Origin of the sequence: uncultured Winogradskyella sp. (assembly GCF_947496485.1) — a bacterium.
In the GTDB taxonomy this organism is placed as follows: Bacteria; Bacteroidota; Bacteroidia; order Flavobacteriales; family Flavobacteriaceae; genus Winogradskyella.
Window position 1 is genome coordinate 262,708 of sequence record NZ_CANMCZ010000003.1, and the last position, 16,352, is coordinate 279,059.

Annotated in this window: 16 protein-coding genes; 8 read left to right on the forward strand and 8 right to left on the reverse strand. The window is 32.4% G+C overall.

Annotated features, from left to right (window positions below):
• Positions 1–190: 190 nt before the first annotated feature.
• Genes Q0822_RS11535 through Q0822_RS11545 form a run of 3 tightly spaced genes read left to right on the forward strand, consistent with a single transcriptional unit; the run spans position 191 to position 1,733 of the window.
• A complete protein-coding gene (locus Q0822_RS11535; protein WP_299123748.1) occupies positions 191–733 on the forward strand; it encodes an RNA polymerase sigma factor in 543 nt (180 codons plus the stop codon).
• A gap of 32 nt (positions 734–765) precedes the next feature.
• Positions 766–1,269, forward strand: coding sequence for a hypothetical protein (locus tag Q0822_RS11540; protein WP_299123750.1), 504 nt, complete (start codon positions 766–768; stop codon positions 1,267–1,269).
• 5 nt (positions 1,270–1,274) lie between these two features.
• Positions 1,275–1,733, forward strand: a complete 459-nt coding sequence (locus tag Q0822_RS11545; protein ID WP_299123752.1) for a sensor of ECF-type sigma factor — start codon at positions 1,275–1,277, stop codon at positions 1,731–1,733.
• Between the two features lie 33 nt (positions 1,734–1,766).
• Here Q0822_RS11545 and Q0822_RS11550 read toward each other — a convergent pair whose 3' ends face one another.
• The 8 genes from Q0822_RS11550 to Q0822_RS11585 form a co-directional block, all read right to left on the reverse strand.
• Complete coding sequence (locus tag Q0822_RS11550) at positions 1,767–2,864, reverse strand: oxidoreductase (protein ID WP_299123754.1); 1,098 nt, start codon at positions 2,862–2,864, stop codon at positions 1,767–1,769.
• Positions 2,865–2,959: 95 nt separating this feature from the next.
• Entirely contained in the window at positions 2,960–3,655 is a 696-nt protein-coding gene (locus tag Q0822_RS11555; protein ID WP_299123756.1) for an SCO family protein, read from the reverse strand.
• Positions 3,630–4,151 (reverse strand): toxin-antitoxin system YwqK family antitoxin, encoded by a 522-nt coding sequence (locus tag Q0822_RS11560; RefSeq protein WP_299123758.1) that lies wholly within the window; start codon positions 4,149–4,151, stop codon positions 3,630–3,632. Before Q0822_RS11560 ends, Q0822_RS11555 begins: the two co-directional genes overlap by 26 nt.
• Positions 4,152–4,230: 79 nt before the next feature.
• Positions 4,231–4,998 carry a YHYH protein gene (locus tag Q0822_RS11565; RefSeq protein WP_299123760.1) on the reverse strand — a complete coding sequence of 256 codons (768 nt, stop codon included), beginning with the start codon at positions 4,996–4,998 and terminating at the stop codon, positions 4,231–4,233.
• Between the two features lie 136 nt (positions 4,999–5,134).
• Positions 5,135–5,674 carry an EF-hand domain-containing protein gene (locus Q0822_RS11570; RefSeq protein WP_299123763.1) on the reverse strand — a complete coding sequence of 180 codons (540 nt, stop codon included), beginning with the start codon at positions 5,672–5,674 and terminating at the stop codon, positions 5,135–5,137.
• Positions 5,675–5,802: 128 nt separating this feature from the next.
• Positions 5,803–6,333, reverse strand: a complete 531-nt coding sequence (locus Q0822_RS11575) for a hypothetical protein (protein ID WP_299123766.1) — start codon at positions 6,331–6,333, stop codon at positions 5,803–5,805.
• A gap of 2 nt (positions 6,334–6,335) precedes the next feature.
• Positions 6,336–6,650 (reverse strand): hypothetical protein, encoded by a 315-nt coding sequence (locus Q0822_RS11580; RefSeq protein WP_299123768.1) that lies wholly within the window; start codon positions 6,648–6,650, stop codon positions 6,336–6,338.
• 128 nt (positions 6,651–6,778) lie between these two features.
• Positions 6,779–7,357, reverse strand: coding sequence for a sigma-70 family RNA polymerase sigma factor (locus Q0822_RS11585; protein WP_299123770.1), 579 nt, complete (start codon positions 7,355–7,357; stop codon positions 6,779–6,781).
• A 148-nt stretch (positions 7,358–7,505) separates the two neighbouring features.
• Between Q0822_RS11585 and Q0822_RS11590 the strand changes: the two genes are divergently transcribed.
• The 5 genes from Q0822_RS11590 (at position 7,506) to Q0822_RS11610 (ending at position 16,310) form a co-directional block, all read left to right on the forward strand.
• Complete coding sequence (locus Q0822_RS11590; protein ID WP_299123772.1) at positions 7,506–8,723, forward strand: methyltransferase domain-containing protein; 1,218 nt, start codon at positions 7,506–7,508, stop codon at positions 8,721–8,723.
• A 19-nt stretch (positions 8,724–8,742) separates the two neighbouring features.
• Positions 8,743–10,533, forward strand: a complete 1,791-nt coding sequence (locus Q0822_RS11595; RefSeq protein ID WP_299123774.1) for an endonuclease — start codon at positions 8,743–8,745, stop codon at positions 10,531–10,533.
• Positions 10,534–11,601, forward strand: a complete 1,068-nt coding sequence (locus Q0822_RS11600; RefSeq protein WP_299123776.1) for an endonuclease — start codon at positions 10,534–10,536, stop codon at positions 11,599–11,601.
• Positions 11,602–11,742: 141 nt separating this feature from the next.
• On the forward strand, positions 11,743–15,441 hold the full coding sequence (purL, locus tag Q0822_RS11605) for a phosphoribosylformylglycinamidine synthase (RefSeq protein ID WP_299123778.1): 3,699 nt from the start codon (positions 11,743–11,745) through the stop codon (positions 15,439–15,441).
• A gap of 62 nt (positions 15,442–15,503) precedes the next feature.
• On the forward strand, positions 15,504–16,310 hold the full coding sequence (locus Q0822_RS11610) for a DUF6597 domain-containing transcriptional factor (RefSeq protein ID WP_299123780.1): 807 nt from the start codon (positions 15,504–15,506) through the stop codon (positions 16,308–16,310).
• Positions 16,311–16,352: the final 42 nt, after the last annotated feature.

The window sequence follows — 16,352 nt, forward strand, 5'->3', positions numbered from 1 at the left end:
CTGGGTCAAACATATAATAAAATATAGTACAAAGCAAGAAAAAAATGCTTTTTATCGCTTTTTTTTGCATTTAATCGAATATTTTAACCATAACACTCTGATTATCAATAAAGCTTACAAATGTTTAATTTTTAAAAAAATCAATTAAACTTTTAGTAATTTAGAGAGTCTAAAGAACAAAGTAAATTATTTGAATACCGAATCGGAATTTATAGAACGTTTAAAAAACCCTTTAACTAAAGAAGCTGCTTTTAGAGAGTTATTACAACTCTATAAAGAACGCTTGTATTGGCATATTAGAAAGATTGTAATCAGTCATGACGATGCAGATGATGTACTACAAAATACGTTTATAAAAGTATATCGCAGTATTGACAAGTTTAAAGGTGATAGCAAGTTATTTTCGTGGTTGTACAGAATTGCAACTAATGAATCGATTACACTTATCAATAAAAATGCAAAACGATTACAAATCACAAATGAAGAACATCAAACTAATGCGATTAACAACTTAACAGCCGATGTATACTTTGAAGGCGATGAAATTCAACTAAAATTACAAAAAGCTATAGCTACTTTACCTCAGAAACAACAAATGGTGTTTAACATGAAATATTTTGACGATCTAAAATACAAAGAGATGTCAGAAATATTATATACTAGTGAAGGAGCTCTAAAAGCTTCCTATCATATTGCAGTTAAAAAAATAGAAGCCTTTTTAACTTCAGATTAAACTATTTTAGTAATTTGAAGTCATAGATACAAATGAAAAAAGATAAACTACATAATATTAAATCAACTGGTTTTAAAACACCTGAGAAATACTTTGCCTCTTTTGACGAGAAAATTTTTGAACACATAAGTGAAAAGAAGTTTATAGAAGAAATTGAGACTTCGGGTTATTCAACGCCTAAAAATTATTTTGACACTGTTGAAGATAATATTTTAAAGAATTTAGATACTGAGGTTAAACCTATAGTACATCTTATGAGTAGAAAAAACTTCTACTACGTAGCAGGAATTGCAGCATCATTATTACTATTATTTGCAATATTCATCAATAAAGAAAATGTTAATGAGATATCTGCGGAAATGGTTGAAACTTATTTAGAAGATCAAGACTTAGATAGTTACGAGATAGCACAATTACTAACTGATGCGGATATCTTAGAAGAAGATTTTACAATAATTGAAACAACTTACAACGAAGATAATTTAGAAGCTTATCTTCTAGAAAATGCAGATATAGAAACTATCATTGAACAATAAAAGACATGAAAAAAATATTTATACCAATACTAATATTCTTTATTAGCGCATCTAGCTTTGCTCAGGGTGGTGAAAAGATGAAAGAACGTATTAGAGCTCAAAAAATAGCATTTATTACAGATAAATTAAACTTAACCTCTGATGAAGCGCAAGGCTTCTGGCCAATATATAACGCTTACGAAGAAACAGTCGAAAATATAAAATCTGTTGATTTAAGAGCTATAAAAATGGCAATGCGAAAAGGCAAAGATATTTCTGATAAACAAGCAGATGAGTTATTACAAAAACTAATTAAAGCTGAAGAGGAAATACACACAGCCAAACTAAAACTAGTAGAGGACTTAAAAGAAGTCATATCTTCTAAAAAGATTATTAGGCTAAAAGGAGCTGAAGATCAGTTTAACAAAATGCTGTTAGAACGACTAAGGGAGTTCAGAGAAAAGCGCAATAAGAATAGAAATTAAAAACATTAAAAACAGCCGATTGGCTGTTTTTTGTTACCTAAAAGTTAGTTTACTTATCCTGCCATTACCAGCAGCATAAGCTATGGAGTCATTTAAAAACCTAATCGTATAAAAACCTTCATCACTTAAATGCTTCCAAGAATCTCCGAAATCATTACTATAATCTATACCTTTAAAACCAATAGCTACTAATTCCTTACCATTACTATTTGGAACATATTGAACGCAACTTCTGTAACCTGGACCTTTTCTATCTGCAACAACTTGCCAGGTTTTACCACCATCACTAGTTCTTATTTTATTAGCTAAAGTATCATTAGGTTTCGTGTAATCTCCACCTATTGCAAAGCCATTCATTTCATCATAGAAATCTATAGAATACATGCCTGTCGTTTCTTTACCTTGTATGATCGGAGTATCATAAACGTTCCAAGTGTAGCCTTTATCAGGCGAATATAAAATACGGCTAGATTTCCCTCCTGTAGCTACCCAAGTATGGTCCCCTACAATGGCAATATTAGTATCACTTGCTGCAAAAGCTGCCTCACCTTCTTTCGCTTCTGGCAAATCGTCGCAAGATAATTTTGTCCAAGTTTCACCGCCATCTCGTGTAATGATTATACTCATACAGTCGTCTGTTGGATCACCAATAGCAATACCTTCTTGGTCGTTCCAGAAATCCATAGAATCGTAAAAGGCTTTTGAGTGGTTATCTTGATAAACAATTTTATTTTTTTCTACATCAATATCTAAACTATAAAGTAATGCAGGTGAACCTATACTTATCCCAAAACCACTCTTAGCAGTTGCTGCTAGTGCTCTAAAGTTGGGTATAAGTGAATCGCTTTTTATTGATACCTGAATATGTTTGGGCAACTTTGCACCAGTTATAAAATTGTCATCAAAAATTACACCTAAGTTTCCTTTAGAACTTAGATAAGTAAGACCTATTGAATCTACAATCTCGATGGCTCTTACATTCAAAAGAGAATCCTGCACTAAAGTTTCAATGACAACTTGTTTTTTTACAGCATATAATCTATCAAAGCGCTCATTGTATTTTTTTACACTACAACTTCCAAGTCCAATAATGATTAAAACAGCTACAAGAATAACAAACGATTTTTTCATAAACTAATTTTCATTAAAAATAGAAAAGCTTTGTGATATAATCACAAAGCTTTTCAAATTAACAATAATCAATCAAATAAAACTAAATCATCACTCTAGTTTTCGTCTTTTAATGCTTTTACATCTATTATTAATTGTTGCATAGATGCTCTATTCAATCCATTATAAATACCTCTAATGTGTTTGTTTTTATCAATGAGTAAAAAATTTTCAGTATGTAAAAAATCATTTATATCCTTTGGTTCACCTAAATCATTTTCAACAAAATAATGATCTCTACCCAAATTGTAGATATCTAACTTATCACCAGTCACCAAATGCCATTTATTATCTATGACACCATATTTCTCTGCATAGTTTTTAAGAACAGGAACAGAATCTCTTGATGGTGTAACTGTATGCGATAGAAATAGTATGTCGTCATCTTCTTTAAACTCTTCTTGAAGTTTAAACATATGTCTCGTCATTTGAGGGCAAATACCAGGACAACTAGCAAAAAAGAAATCCGTTATATAAATCCTGTTTTTAAAGGTCTTTTGAGTTACCGTTTCACCTAACTGATTTGTCAATTCAAAATCTGGTATTTTATGAAACTGTTTCTCTTCTTCTGTTCCAGGAGTTAACCAATTTGGTGTAAATGACTCTTCATCGTAGTAAGGTAAATAGTCTACTCTACTGGTATCAATAGCCTTTATATTCTCATTTTTAGTGTCATTTACACAACTCAGAAAAATAAGAATAAAGCATACCAAAACGAATTTAAATTTATTTCTCCTTAACAACTTTTTCATTTTCTAATTTATAACAAGAATTAGCACGCAACATACCAAATATCCTTCCATTTTTAGCTTCATAATTAACGTAAAGACTTCCGTTTTCTAACCAAGCTTGTTGCAAACCCTCTTCCTTACCCATATTGAAATTTAACTTCTTCGCTAATTGACCATTAGGAAACCATATTTTTTGAACGCCATGCCTTTTACCATTGTTATAATTAGATTCGGATACCAACTCACCATTCTCAAAATAATTAAATTTCACACCATCGAGTTTATTCTTTTTGTAAAAAGCATCTTTTTTTATCGTACCATCATTAAAATAAGAATAAGATTCCCCTTCTCTCTTACCATTAAAAAACCCAGATTTCTCAGCTAAAAGACCATTCTCATGATATGAAACTGAATACCCATTAAAGGGCTGGTCTTCATAAAACCATTGTCCTTTAGTCGAATTCAACTTTATCTGTTTTTTGTCTACAACTATATTCTCTACTCGTCTTGCAGACATGTCTTTTGTTAAAAGTAATTCTTTAGTTGACTGCTTATTGCAACCAAAAAAAATACATGTTAAGAATAAAATATAAAAATTAATTAATCGCATTTGGTGTGCCTTGATAAGGTCCTGCGAATAATAAATATCGTCCAAGCGAACCGTAAACCTCATTAATAACATGGTAATGATATTCCGCCTCTCCCGCATGTTGTGTTATACTTGTATGGCCACCAGAAGCATCTAAATCTGTTGGATACGAATTTGTGGAGTTACATTTTCTTCCATAGATAAAGAATCCATCAGAAATAATACCTATTAAGTTTTCATCATCATTAGAAAAAGCTAAAGGCTCTAAATGATAATGATAAACGCTAGGTCCAATATGTGCTCCTACATAATCTAAACTACCAGCAGCACCATCCAAAGGACCCGCACCTTCTTGGTCGTTAAAAATAAAAGCACCACTAACAGCAATACCTATGGAACCTAATTGAGTTGCTGTAGTAGAACTAGCCATTTGTGGACTTGAAGATACTGTTAAAGATGCTTCAAAATCACGACCAGAAGTATCAATTCTTGTTGGTGTCATTTGTGCTTCACTAGTTACTGTCGGTGCTACATATAATGGATGTGTTGAACTGTAATAAGGAGTTGTATGATTTGGAACACCATCTGTCTCAATAACCACATTGGTACCATCTAAATATATATCGGTATAGTCGACATCGAATTCCGCAAATGCGGCATGAAGTTCTCCCACTGGTCCATCATCTGATGAAGTAGAGTTATCATCGCTAGAGCAAGCTAAACTCAATATAGAACCTGTTATAATTAATAGTAAAAGTTTAAAAAGATTTTTCATATTATTGATTGCTTTAATATTTAGTATTTTATTTTTAGATGCTTAAAAAAATATAAACTTGTGGTTTCATTTAAAATGCTTTTTAACCAACCTATCAAAATCGCTATTTATTAAACTAAATTATAGTCCTATAAATTCAATTATCTCTTTGTCTTCTTCTTTTGTTTTTGCCTGTATTTTTTGAATAAAAAGCCTTTAGTTCATCAATATCTAATTCACCATCATCGTTTGTATCTATTTTAGTAAAATTATCAATTAATTCACGCCTATCTTTTGCTGAAACTTCTAACTCGTTTAACTTTCCGTCTTCATTTTGGTCAACTTCTTTTAGCACCTTTTTGGCAGACACCTTTTTAGGTCTTCTGTTTTCCAAAGAAGCTTTTAATTCATCTAAATCAATAAAACCATCTTCATTAACATCAATCTCATCAAAATCTTCAGAAATTTTACCTCTTCTATCTTTTGATGCTTCTTCTTTACTTATTTTATTATCATCGTCCGTATCTAACATTTTTAATATCTCTGATGCATCTGGTCGACCACCTCTTTGTTGTCCTCCACCTTGCCTATCGCCACCTCTTCCTTGGCCGCCTCTTGGAGGTCCTTGAGAGAAAACAGTGAAACTTATTAGTAATACTAAAAATGTAGTTGTTAATTTTAATTTATTTGTTTTCATATTTATTTTGATTTTAGTTTACCTGTATTTTGATGTACTTTTTATTTTAAACTTGTGCATGTTCTTGTTAAAAAAACCATAAAAAAAAGACCCTCCAATTTTGAAGGTCTTTAAACAAAATTATCTATTTATTTATTCCGAGGTGGTGGTCTACGACCTCTATCTTGGTGAGGTGGCGGTCTGTGACCATCGGGACCATTTGGTGGTGGTTTGTTTCCTACATCACCTCTCTGTAAAGCATCTATTAATATTTTTTTAAATTTTTCCTTTTGCTCTTCATTGGCGATATCTTGAATCATTTTAAAATGATTAAAAATTTCCTTCTCCTTTTCTGTTTGTTTTGCACCAATTAAAGAAGTTATAGAATCAATATCCACTTTATTTACACCAACATCGGTCAACTTACTAAATAAATTGTCTTTTAACGCTTTAATATCATCAGATAAACGCCTCATCTTTTCATGATGTTCTTTACTTCTATCTTTAACTTGTTCTAGTTGTATATTACTAAACCCAAGCTCCTTAACAATAAAATCTTTATTCCCTTGGTGTCTATTAGGTCTGTTACTGTTACTTTTTCCCATATAATTAAATAAGAAAAATCCATTCGCAACAATTAGGAAAATAATCAATATGTATAAAATTGTATTTTTCTTCATAACTAATTTAATATAGAAGATTCTGTACTGGTATGTAGTCCATAAGATTCCGCAAAACTACTTACGTTGTCATTATAAGTGCTTTCTTTTAAACTATTTAATGCTATAATATTTAAAACAACTACACAGACTAGAGTAGCCAATTGTACTTTAGGAGTAAACCAAGTCCAAGTAGCATCTTGTATGTCGTGTGAAGCATTACGAATTTGATGCATCACTTTTTCTTTGAAAAAAGGAGACACCTCAACTTCCTTTATAGAATCAATTGAATCAAAGGTGTCTTGCACTTTTCTATTAATTTCAGAATTTAGTTTCATGTGTTTTTCTTATTACTGTTTTATGCTCACATACTATTCGCTATAAATAATTCTTTCTTAGGACTAATCTTTGTAAATACTCGTGTTATAATCAATTATTTAGATGCATAAGTTTGTAAAAACTTGCGCTAATGTTCATTTTTATAATAATTTCCTAGCCTATTTTGTAAATTCTTTTTGGCTCTAAACATAACAGATTCAACAGATGACAGACTACGCTTAGTTATTTCAGCAATTTCTTGATAACTCTTCCCATCTATTTTATGAAGTATAAAAACCACACTCTGACTTTCGGGCAAACTGTTTATAGCTTTAAACAAGGTTGCATTCAACTCCTTGTTTTCAAGTAAGATTCCTGGATGATTTATATCTGTAAAGTAATTAGTCTTATCAAACGGAATCGCATTACCAGTAATAGACTGCAAAAACGCAAAACGCTTTTTGGTATTCTTCCTCCTAATAAACTCTAGGCATTTATTTGTAGTAATTCTGTAAATCCATGTGGATAATTTAGAATCTCCTTTAAACTTGTTAATAGAATTAAAAACTTCAACGAAAACCTCTTGCGCAATATCTTCAGCATCCTCTTTATTAGGAACAAAAGAAATACAAGTGCCGAAAACCTTTTGCTGAAAATCATCAATAAGCTTACTGTAAGCATTAGTGCTTTTCAGTTTTAATTCTTCTATAAATTCAACTTCTGTCAATAAATCGGATTAATACATAATTAGATTTAGATGTAATTCTAAACAAATACTTGCGCTTTTTTTAATTAATTTTATAAGATAACACTTTTGAATAAAGTCTCACACTTTTAAACTTTTACCTTACCTTTGCACGCTTATATTTTTTGAAATGCGACTACATAGAAACTTATGCTTTGCGGTAATTGACGGACTACACCTCATTTTTAATGAAGGCGAATATGCTGATAAAGTGATTCAGCAATTACTAAAACGAGATAAACGTTGGGGAAGCCGAGATCGAGGCTTTGTTGCGGAAACGGTATATGGTATTGTACGTTATCAAAGACTTTACGCTGAAATAGCAAATGTAAAAGCACCATATCACAGAGATGACCTATGGAGGATGTTTGCAGTATGGGCAACCTTAAAAGGCATAAAATTACCCGATTGGAAGTACTTTACAGACACACCAACACGAAAGATAAAAGGACGTTTTGATGAGCTTTCTAAAATTAGAAAATTTAAAGAATCTATACCCGATTGGATTGATGAATTAGGTGTAAAAGAATTGGGTGAAGCTGAGTGGACTAAGGAGATTGCAAAGCAAAATGAACAAGCCGATGTTATTCTTAGGGTAAATACACTTAAAACAACTAAAAAAGATTTACAACTTAAATTACAATCTGAAGATATAGAAACGGAATTTTTACCCAATCATCCTTCAGCATTAAAGTTAGTAGAACGCGCTAATGTTTTTAAAACTGAAGCTTTTAAAAATGGCTGGTTCGAAGTACAAGATGCTTCTTCGCAATTAGTTGCAGACTTTTTAGATGTTAAACCAGGCATGAAAGTTGTTGATGTTTGTGCAGGTGCAGGTGGTAAAACATTGCATTTAGCATCACTCATGGAAAATAAAGGACAAATCATAGCCATGGATATTTACGAAAGTAAATTGAAAAAACTCAAAATTAGAGCGCGTCGCAATGGTGTACATAATATTGAGATGAAGGTTATTGATTCTACCAAACCAATTAAAAAATTACATGGGAAAGCAGACCGTTTATTAATAGACGCTCCATGTTCTGGTTTAGGCGTTTTAAGACGAAATCCTGATGCAAAATGGAAATTACAACCAGAGTTTGTTGAGAGCATTAAGCAAACGCAAGTGGAAGTTTTAGAACAATACTCTAAAATGGTTAAACCTGGTGGTAAAATGGTATACGCAACCTGTTCGGTTTTACCATCTGAAAATCAGAAACAAGTAGAAAAATTCTTAACTTCGGAAGTAGGAAAAGAATTTACTTTTTTAAAAGACAAAAAGGTACTAGCTCATAAATCTGGTTTCGATGGATTTTACATGGCACTATTAGAGAAAAAGATAGACTAGTTTTTTAATAAAAATACAGATGAAGAACTTTTACTTAATAATTCTATTAATTCTAACAACTAGTAGCGGATTTGCTCAAATTCCTTCAAACTATTACGATAGTGCAAATGGTTTAACAGGTTTTACATTAAAAACACAGTTAAAAAATATAATTAGTAATGGTCATAATGATCAAGGCTATGGTGCATTATATTCTGGTTATGTAACTACGCATTCAGATAATATTTCAGAAAGTGGGTATGAAAATGATAATACAGTTTTATTATTCTACACAGAAAACCCAAGTGGAACAGATTCATACACTTATAATCATGGTTCTAACAATTGCGGAAACTATAATTCCGAAGCAGATTGCTACAATCGAGAACATATAATTCCACAATCTGCATTTGGTAGTGCTTCTCCAATGCAGAATGATATTCACCATGTTATACCAAGTGACGGTTTTGTAAATGGTCAAAGAGGTAGTTTACCATTTGGTACAGTTGGATCAGCTAATTGGACCTCGCAAAACGGATCTAAGCGAGGAAGTAGCAGTTTAACAGGATATTCTGGAACCGTTTTCGAGCCCATAGATGAATTCAAAGGAGATATTGCAAGATCTATACTTTATTTTGTGACACGTTATGAAAATACTGTAGATGGTTATACAAGTTTTGATATGTTTAATGGCACAGAAGACCAAGCTTTAGAAGATTGGGCTATAGATATGTTATTGGATTGGCATTATAATATTGATCCTGTTGACCAACACGAAATAGACAGAAATAATGCAGCATATAACTATCAAGGAAATGCAAATCCGTTTGTAGATCATCCTGAATATGTTAATCTCATATGGAACCCAAATCCAGATACAGAATCACCAACAAATCCAACGAATTTAATAGCTTCTAATCCAACAGATGATACTATAGAGTTAGATTGGACTTTAGGTACGGATAATGTTGGAGTTGTTGCACACAATATTTATATTAATGATGTTCTTAGTGGACCAAACATGACATCTAACCCTTCATTTATTGCGTTAGGTTTAAACCCAAACACAACATACTGTTTCAAAGTTTCTGCTTTGGATGCAGCAGGTAATGAATCTGGTTTAAGCAATGAAGCTTGCGCAACGACATCTGAAAGTGGAACGGGTGGCGGAGTATGCACTTCAGAGTCTTTTGAAAATATTGGAACATCTTCAAGTTCTTATTCCAATGTCAGCTGGACAGGTGACGACGGTATAACTTGGAATGCTACAGATGCTCGAACAGATCAAACGCTTGATAATAGAGCAATAACAGTTAGAAATGGTTCACTGGAAAAAACAAGTTTAATTTACGGCATTGAGGAACTAACTGTAACAACTCAAAGAGTCTTTAGTGGAAGTTCTGGAACGTTCGATTTAATAGTAAACGGAATTGTGGTTGGTACCATTCCATATGATGATACACCTATTACATCTACTATCGTTGTAGGTAATCTTAATGCGTCTTCATTAGTCATTAATAATAATAGTACCGCTTCAAACAGAGTCATGTTTGATAATATATCTTGGACATGTGGTCAACTTTCTGCACAAGAATATGAATTAGACAATGTAAAACTGCATCCAAATCCTATTAGTAATAATTTAATGATAGATTTAGATTCTAATATTGATACTAAAATTGAAATATTTGATATTTTAGGAAAACTCGTGTACAAGCAAAATATCAATATGTCAAGCATATTAGATCTTCAATCTCTAAAGACTGGAGTTCACATTATTAAAATTACTCAGAATAACACTAGTATAAATAAGAAAATTATAAAACAATAAATGAAGCAATTATACACTACACTATTTTTAATTTTTGGTTTAATTACCTTTTCTCAACAAGCCTATTATACCAATGGTCAAAACAATATTGACTTTACGCTCACAGGAGATAATATGTATAATGCGTTACAAACAAAAATTAGTAATAATTTTAATACATCTTACACATACGGCGATATCAGAGACGATTTTAAAATCATGGACTTAGATCCTACTAATGCTGACAATGTTCTTTTACTCTACGGAAGTGTTAATAATGTAAATTGTAGTGCAACTACAGACAGAAGAATAAGAGATAAGGATGACTTTGGTGGAAGTAATTGCGATTACAATAGAGAACATATTTTTGCCAGATCTAATGCAAACCCAGGAATGGGTTCTACGAGCAACTCTTTTACAGGTATAGTTGCAGATCCTCATAATCTAAGACCTACTGATGTGCAGAGAAACGGAAATAGAGGCAGTAAAAAATTCGCAGATGGAACTGGAAATTCTGGTGATGTAGGAAGTGGTAATTGGTATCCTGGTGATGAATGGAAAGGAGATGTCGCTCGAGCAATGATGTATATGTATGTAAGATATGGTGATAGATGCTTACCAAGTCTTAATGGATCAGGACCAACCCAACCATTAACAGATATGCTTCAGATATATTTGGAGTGGAACGAAGAAGATCCTGTCTCAGATATTGAAAATAATAGAAATGATCACCTTGAGAATGTTTACGGCAATCGAAACCCTTTTGTTGACAACCCATATTTAGCGAAAATCATTTGGGGAGGAGATGAAGAGCCAGAAGATACTTGGGGAATATTATCAGTTGATCAAGTAGAATTAGATACAGTGTTAAGCCTTTATCCAAATCCTGCGAAAGATATTGTTAATGTAAATATTTCTAATAACATTGAAACAAGAATTGAAATCTACGATGTGCTAGGAAAACGTATTTTTATTAGAAAAGTAAATGAATCTATGCCAATAGATATTAGTTCATTAAAATCAGGAATTTATCTTTTTAAATTTATTCAAGAGAATAACACCTCAATAAAAAAACTAATTATTCAATAATTCAAAAGCAGCTTAAAAAGCTGCTTTTTTTTGTTTAAAACCTGTTGAATACTTCGTTATTTGGGTTTCAAATATTGGTAGGTATATCGTAAAATCGATTAACTTTGTGTTTTTATTTTTCACATCAAATACAAGACATAAATGATTCATTTCTTTGGAAACCAAAACAGTAAAGTATTTGCTGTTCAAGCCACAAAAGAATTATCAAAAGAAACCATCTCAAAGTTGACATGGTTATTTGGCAACCAACCCCAAATAGAACAAGCATCAATTGATGCTTTTTTTGTTGGTCCAAGGGCAGCAATGATTACTCCGTGGAGTACAAATGCTGTAGAGATAACTCAGAATATGGGAATCTCAGATATCGTTAGAATTGAGGAATTCATTAGCGCAGATGAAGATTTTAAGGGTTTTGACCCTATGATTTCTGAGAAGTTCTCAAGCCTTAATCAAGAAGTTTTTTTAATTGATATTAAGCCTGATGCGATTCTTGATATAGAGGATATTTCTACTTATAACCAACAAGAAGGATTATCACTTAGCGATGAAGAAGTGGAATACTTAGAAAGTGTTTCAAAAAAAATAGGCCGTCCATTAACAGACTCTGAAGTCTTTGGATTTTCGCAAGTCAATTCTGAGCATTGTCGTCATAAGATTTTTAATGGTACTTTTGTTATTGATGGAGAAGAAAAAGAAACGTCTTTATTCAAACTCATAAAAGAAACATCGAAACAAAATCCTAATGATATTGTTTCAGCATACAAGGACAACGTAGCGTTCGTAAAAGGACCTGTTGTAGAACAATTTGCACCGAAACGTGCAGATATTCCAGATTATTATTCAACTCAAGATTTCGAATCTGTTATTTCTCTAAAAGCAGAAACACATAATTTTCCCACAACTGTTGAGCCTTTTAATGGAGCAGCTACAGGATCTGGTGGAGAAATTAGAGATAGACTAGCTGGTGGAAAAGGCTCATTACCTTTAGCAGGTACTGCGGTTTATATGACATCGTACTCAAGATTAAATGATGAGCGTCCATGGGAAAAAGCATTTCCAGAACGTAAATGGTTGTATCAAACTCCAATGGACATTTTAATAAAAGCGAGTAATGGAGCTTCAGACTTTGGAAACAAATTTGGGCAACCTCTAATATGTGGATCTGTATTAACCTTTGAACATGATGAGCATAATGATGAAACATTAACTAAAACCGAAGGCTCTAAACCTCGAAAACTGGGTTATGATAAAGTCATAATGCAAGCTGGTGGTATTGGGTACGGAAAAGCAGAACAAGCATTAAAAGACACACCAAAAGAAGGAGATAAAATCGTAATACTTGGTGGTGACAATTACCGAATTGGTATGGGAGGAGCTGCTGTTTCTTCTGCTGATACAGGTGAATTTGCTTCTGGCATTGAATTAAACGCTGTTCAACGTTCTAACCCAGAAATGCAAAAGCGTGCGGCAAATGCTGTTCGTGGTATGGTAGAAAGTGATGAAAATTTCATCGTTTCTATTCACGATCATGGAGCTGGTGGTCATCTCAATTGTTTATCGGAATTGGTCGAAGATACTGGTGGACTTATTGATTTAGATAAATTACCAATTGGTGATCCAACACTTTCAGCTAAAGAAATTATAGGTAACGAATCTCAAGAACGCATGGGACTAGTAATTGCTGATAAACATTTAGACACCTTACATAAAATTGCGGATAGAGAACGTTCACCAATATATGATGTTGGTGAAGTGACCGGAAAACACCGTTTTACATTTGAGTCTAAAACCAATGGTGACAAACCTATGGATTTAGCATTAGAAGATATGTTTGGGAGTTCCCCTAAAACCATAATGAATGATATCACTGTTGAAAAACAATATTCTGGTATATCATATAACACTAATAATTTCTACGATTATCTAGATAAAGTTTTACAACTTGAAGCTGTAGCGTGTAAAGATTGGCTAACCAACAAAGTTGACCGTTGTGTTGGTGGAAAAGTTGCAAAACAACAATGCGCAGGTCCACTGCAATTACCTTTAAATAATGTTGGCGTAATGGCTTTAGATTATAAAGGAAAAGAAGGTATTGCAACATCAATTGGCCATTCTCCTATTTCAGGATTAATTAATCCTGAAGCTGGTAGTAGAAATGCGATTACTGAAGCATTGACAAATATAATTTGGGCACCATTAAAAGATGGATTAAAAAGTGTTTCATTATCTGCCAATTGGATGTGGCCATGTAAAAACGAAGGTGAAGACGCTCGCTTGTATGAAGCAGTTAAAGCAATTTCAGAATTCTCAATCGATTTAGGTATTAATGTACCTACCGGAAAAGATTCATTATCTATGAAACAAAAGTATCCTGATGGAGATGTAATTTCCCCAGGTACAGTTATTATATCTGCAGCTGCGAATTGTAATGATATTACTAAAGTTGTAGAGCCAGTTTTTCAAAAAGAAAAAGGTTCAATTTATTATATCAACATATCACAAGATTCTTATGAGCTTGGAGGTAGTTCTTTTGCACAAATCAATAATAAATTAGGAAACACAACTCCCAATGTAAAAAGTGCAGATTATGTAAAAACGGTATTTAATACGATTCAAGATTTAATAAAACAAGATCAAATTGTTGCAGGACACGATGTGGCTTCAGGTGGATTAATCACAACCTTGTTAGAAATGTGTTTTGCCGACAACAATTTAGGAGCTGAATTAGATATCGCAAGTATTGGAGAAAAGGACTCACTTAAAGTTCTCTTTGCCGAGAATGCTGGTGTTGTTATTCAATCGCAAGATGATAAAATTGAAAATGTCCTTTCAAACTCTAATATAGAATTCCATAAAATTGGAAATGTTACTGATAGCGACATTTTAAGTATCATCAATGGAAACCAAGTTTATACAATGACTATCTCAAGATTACGAGATATGTGGTATAAAACCTCCTTTCTACTTGACCAAAAACAAACAGCAAACAATTTAGCACAAGATCGTTTTGATAATTATAAGAACCAAGCTTTAGACTATACATTCCCTAGTCATTTTACCGGAAAACTTCCGCAAATAGATTCAAGTCAGTCTCGACCAAAAGCTGCTATTTTAAGAGAGAAAGGCAGTAATTCTGAACGCGAAATGGCAAATGCAATGTATTTAGCTGGTTTTGATGTTAAAGACGTACACATGACAGATTTAATTTCTGGCCGTGAAACTTTAGAAGACATTCAGTTTATTGGTGCTGTTGGTGGTTTTAGTAATTCTGATGTTTTAGGTTCAGCTAAAGGTTGGGCCGGAGCTTTCTTATATAATGAAAAAGCCAATACTGCTTTACAGAATTTCTTCAAAAGAGAAGATACTTTATCCGTCGGAATATGTAATGGATGTCAGTTATTTATGGAATTAGAAGAGATTAATCCAGAGCATGAAATACATGGAAAAATGCTTCATAACGATTCTCATAAACACGAAAGTTCTTTTACTTCAGTAAAAATTCAGGAGAATAATTCGGTGATGCTTTCAACACTTTCTGGGACAACTTTGGGTGTTTGGATTTCTCATGGAGAAGGAAAATTTGATTTACCTTATTCTGAAGACAAATACAATATTGTTGCCAAATATGGCTATGCAGAATATCCTCATAATCCTAACGGTTCAGACTTCAATACGGCTATGATGTGCGATAAAACTGGGCGCCATTTGGTAACTATGCCACATATAGAGCGTTCTACTTTTCAATGGAATTGGCCATACTATCCAAAAGGAAGAAAAGATGAAGTTTCCCCTTGGCTAGAAGCTTTTGTAAATGCTCGTAAATGGATTGAAAAGAAATAAGTTTCTATAAAATTTGAGTTGTTAATATTTGGTCGTAATTTACCTACAATTAATAGCTAGTTATGATTCTAAAGTATTTTGATACTGCTCATTTAAGCCATGTTGTAGAAGAGCTTTTCTATTTATCATTTGATGAAAATGATATACCGTTTGAATCAACTGTATTACCAATAAGCTGTATATCAATTACACATATATATGGCAAAAATCAAAGTGCAGTCTTTAAGAAACAAAAAACTGTTTTAAATGGTTTAATAATAACAGGTCAATTTTATGAATCTTACCAATTTTTGGTGAATTCTAAAGGACATTCATATGGTATTTCATTTCATCCGACAGCAATTTATAAATTAACTAAAACAGATGTATCCAAACTAACAGAAAAACACTTACCGCTATCCGATGTTTCTAAAATACTACACGACCTAATTAAACCTATCTTTATTAGATATCAAGATGATATTCCTAAGCTTACAAAAACACTAAAAAAGATATTTTTAAGTCTTCCTTTAGTAAAAAACAATACTATAGATCAAATAGATAAAGCTATTGATTTTATTCGTGTTAAAGAAGGTATGCTTAATACTTATGAGCTTTTAGACCATGTAAGTTTCAGCCAAAAAACTCTCGAAACACAATTTAAAAAAATTGTTGGATTAACACCTGGAAAGTATATACGTCTAAATCGTTTTTTAAAATTAATGAGAAAATATGAAGGCAAAGAAATTGGCCTGAAAGACTTAATTTATATGTACAATTACTATGACCATTCTCACTTTGCTAAAGACTTTAAATATTTTATGAAACAATCCCCAAAAGAATATTTTAATTCAGAGCATCCATTCCTCAACGAATATTTAAACAAATAGCTTCGATAATTTACATCAAATACTCATATAAAGTTTATAATT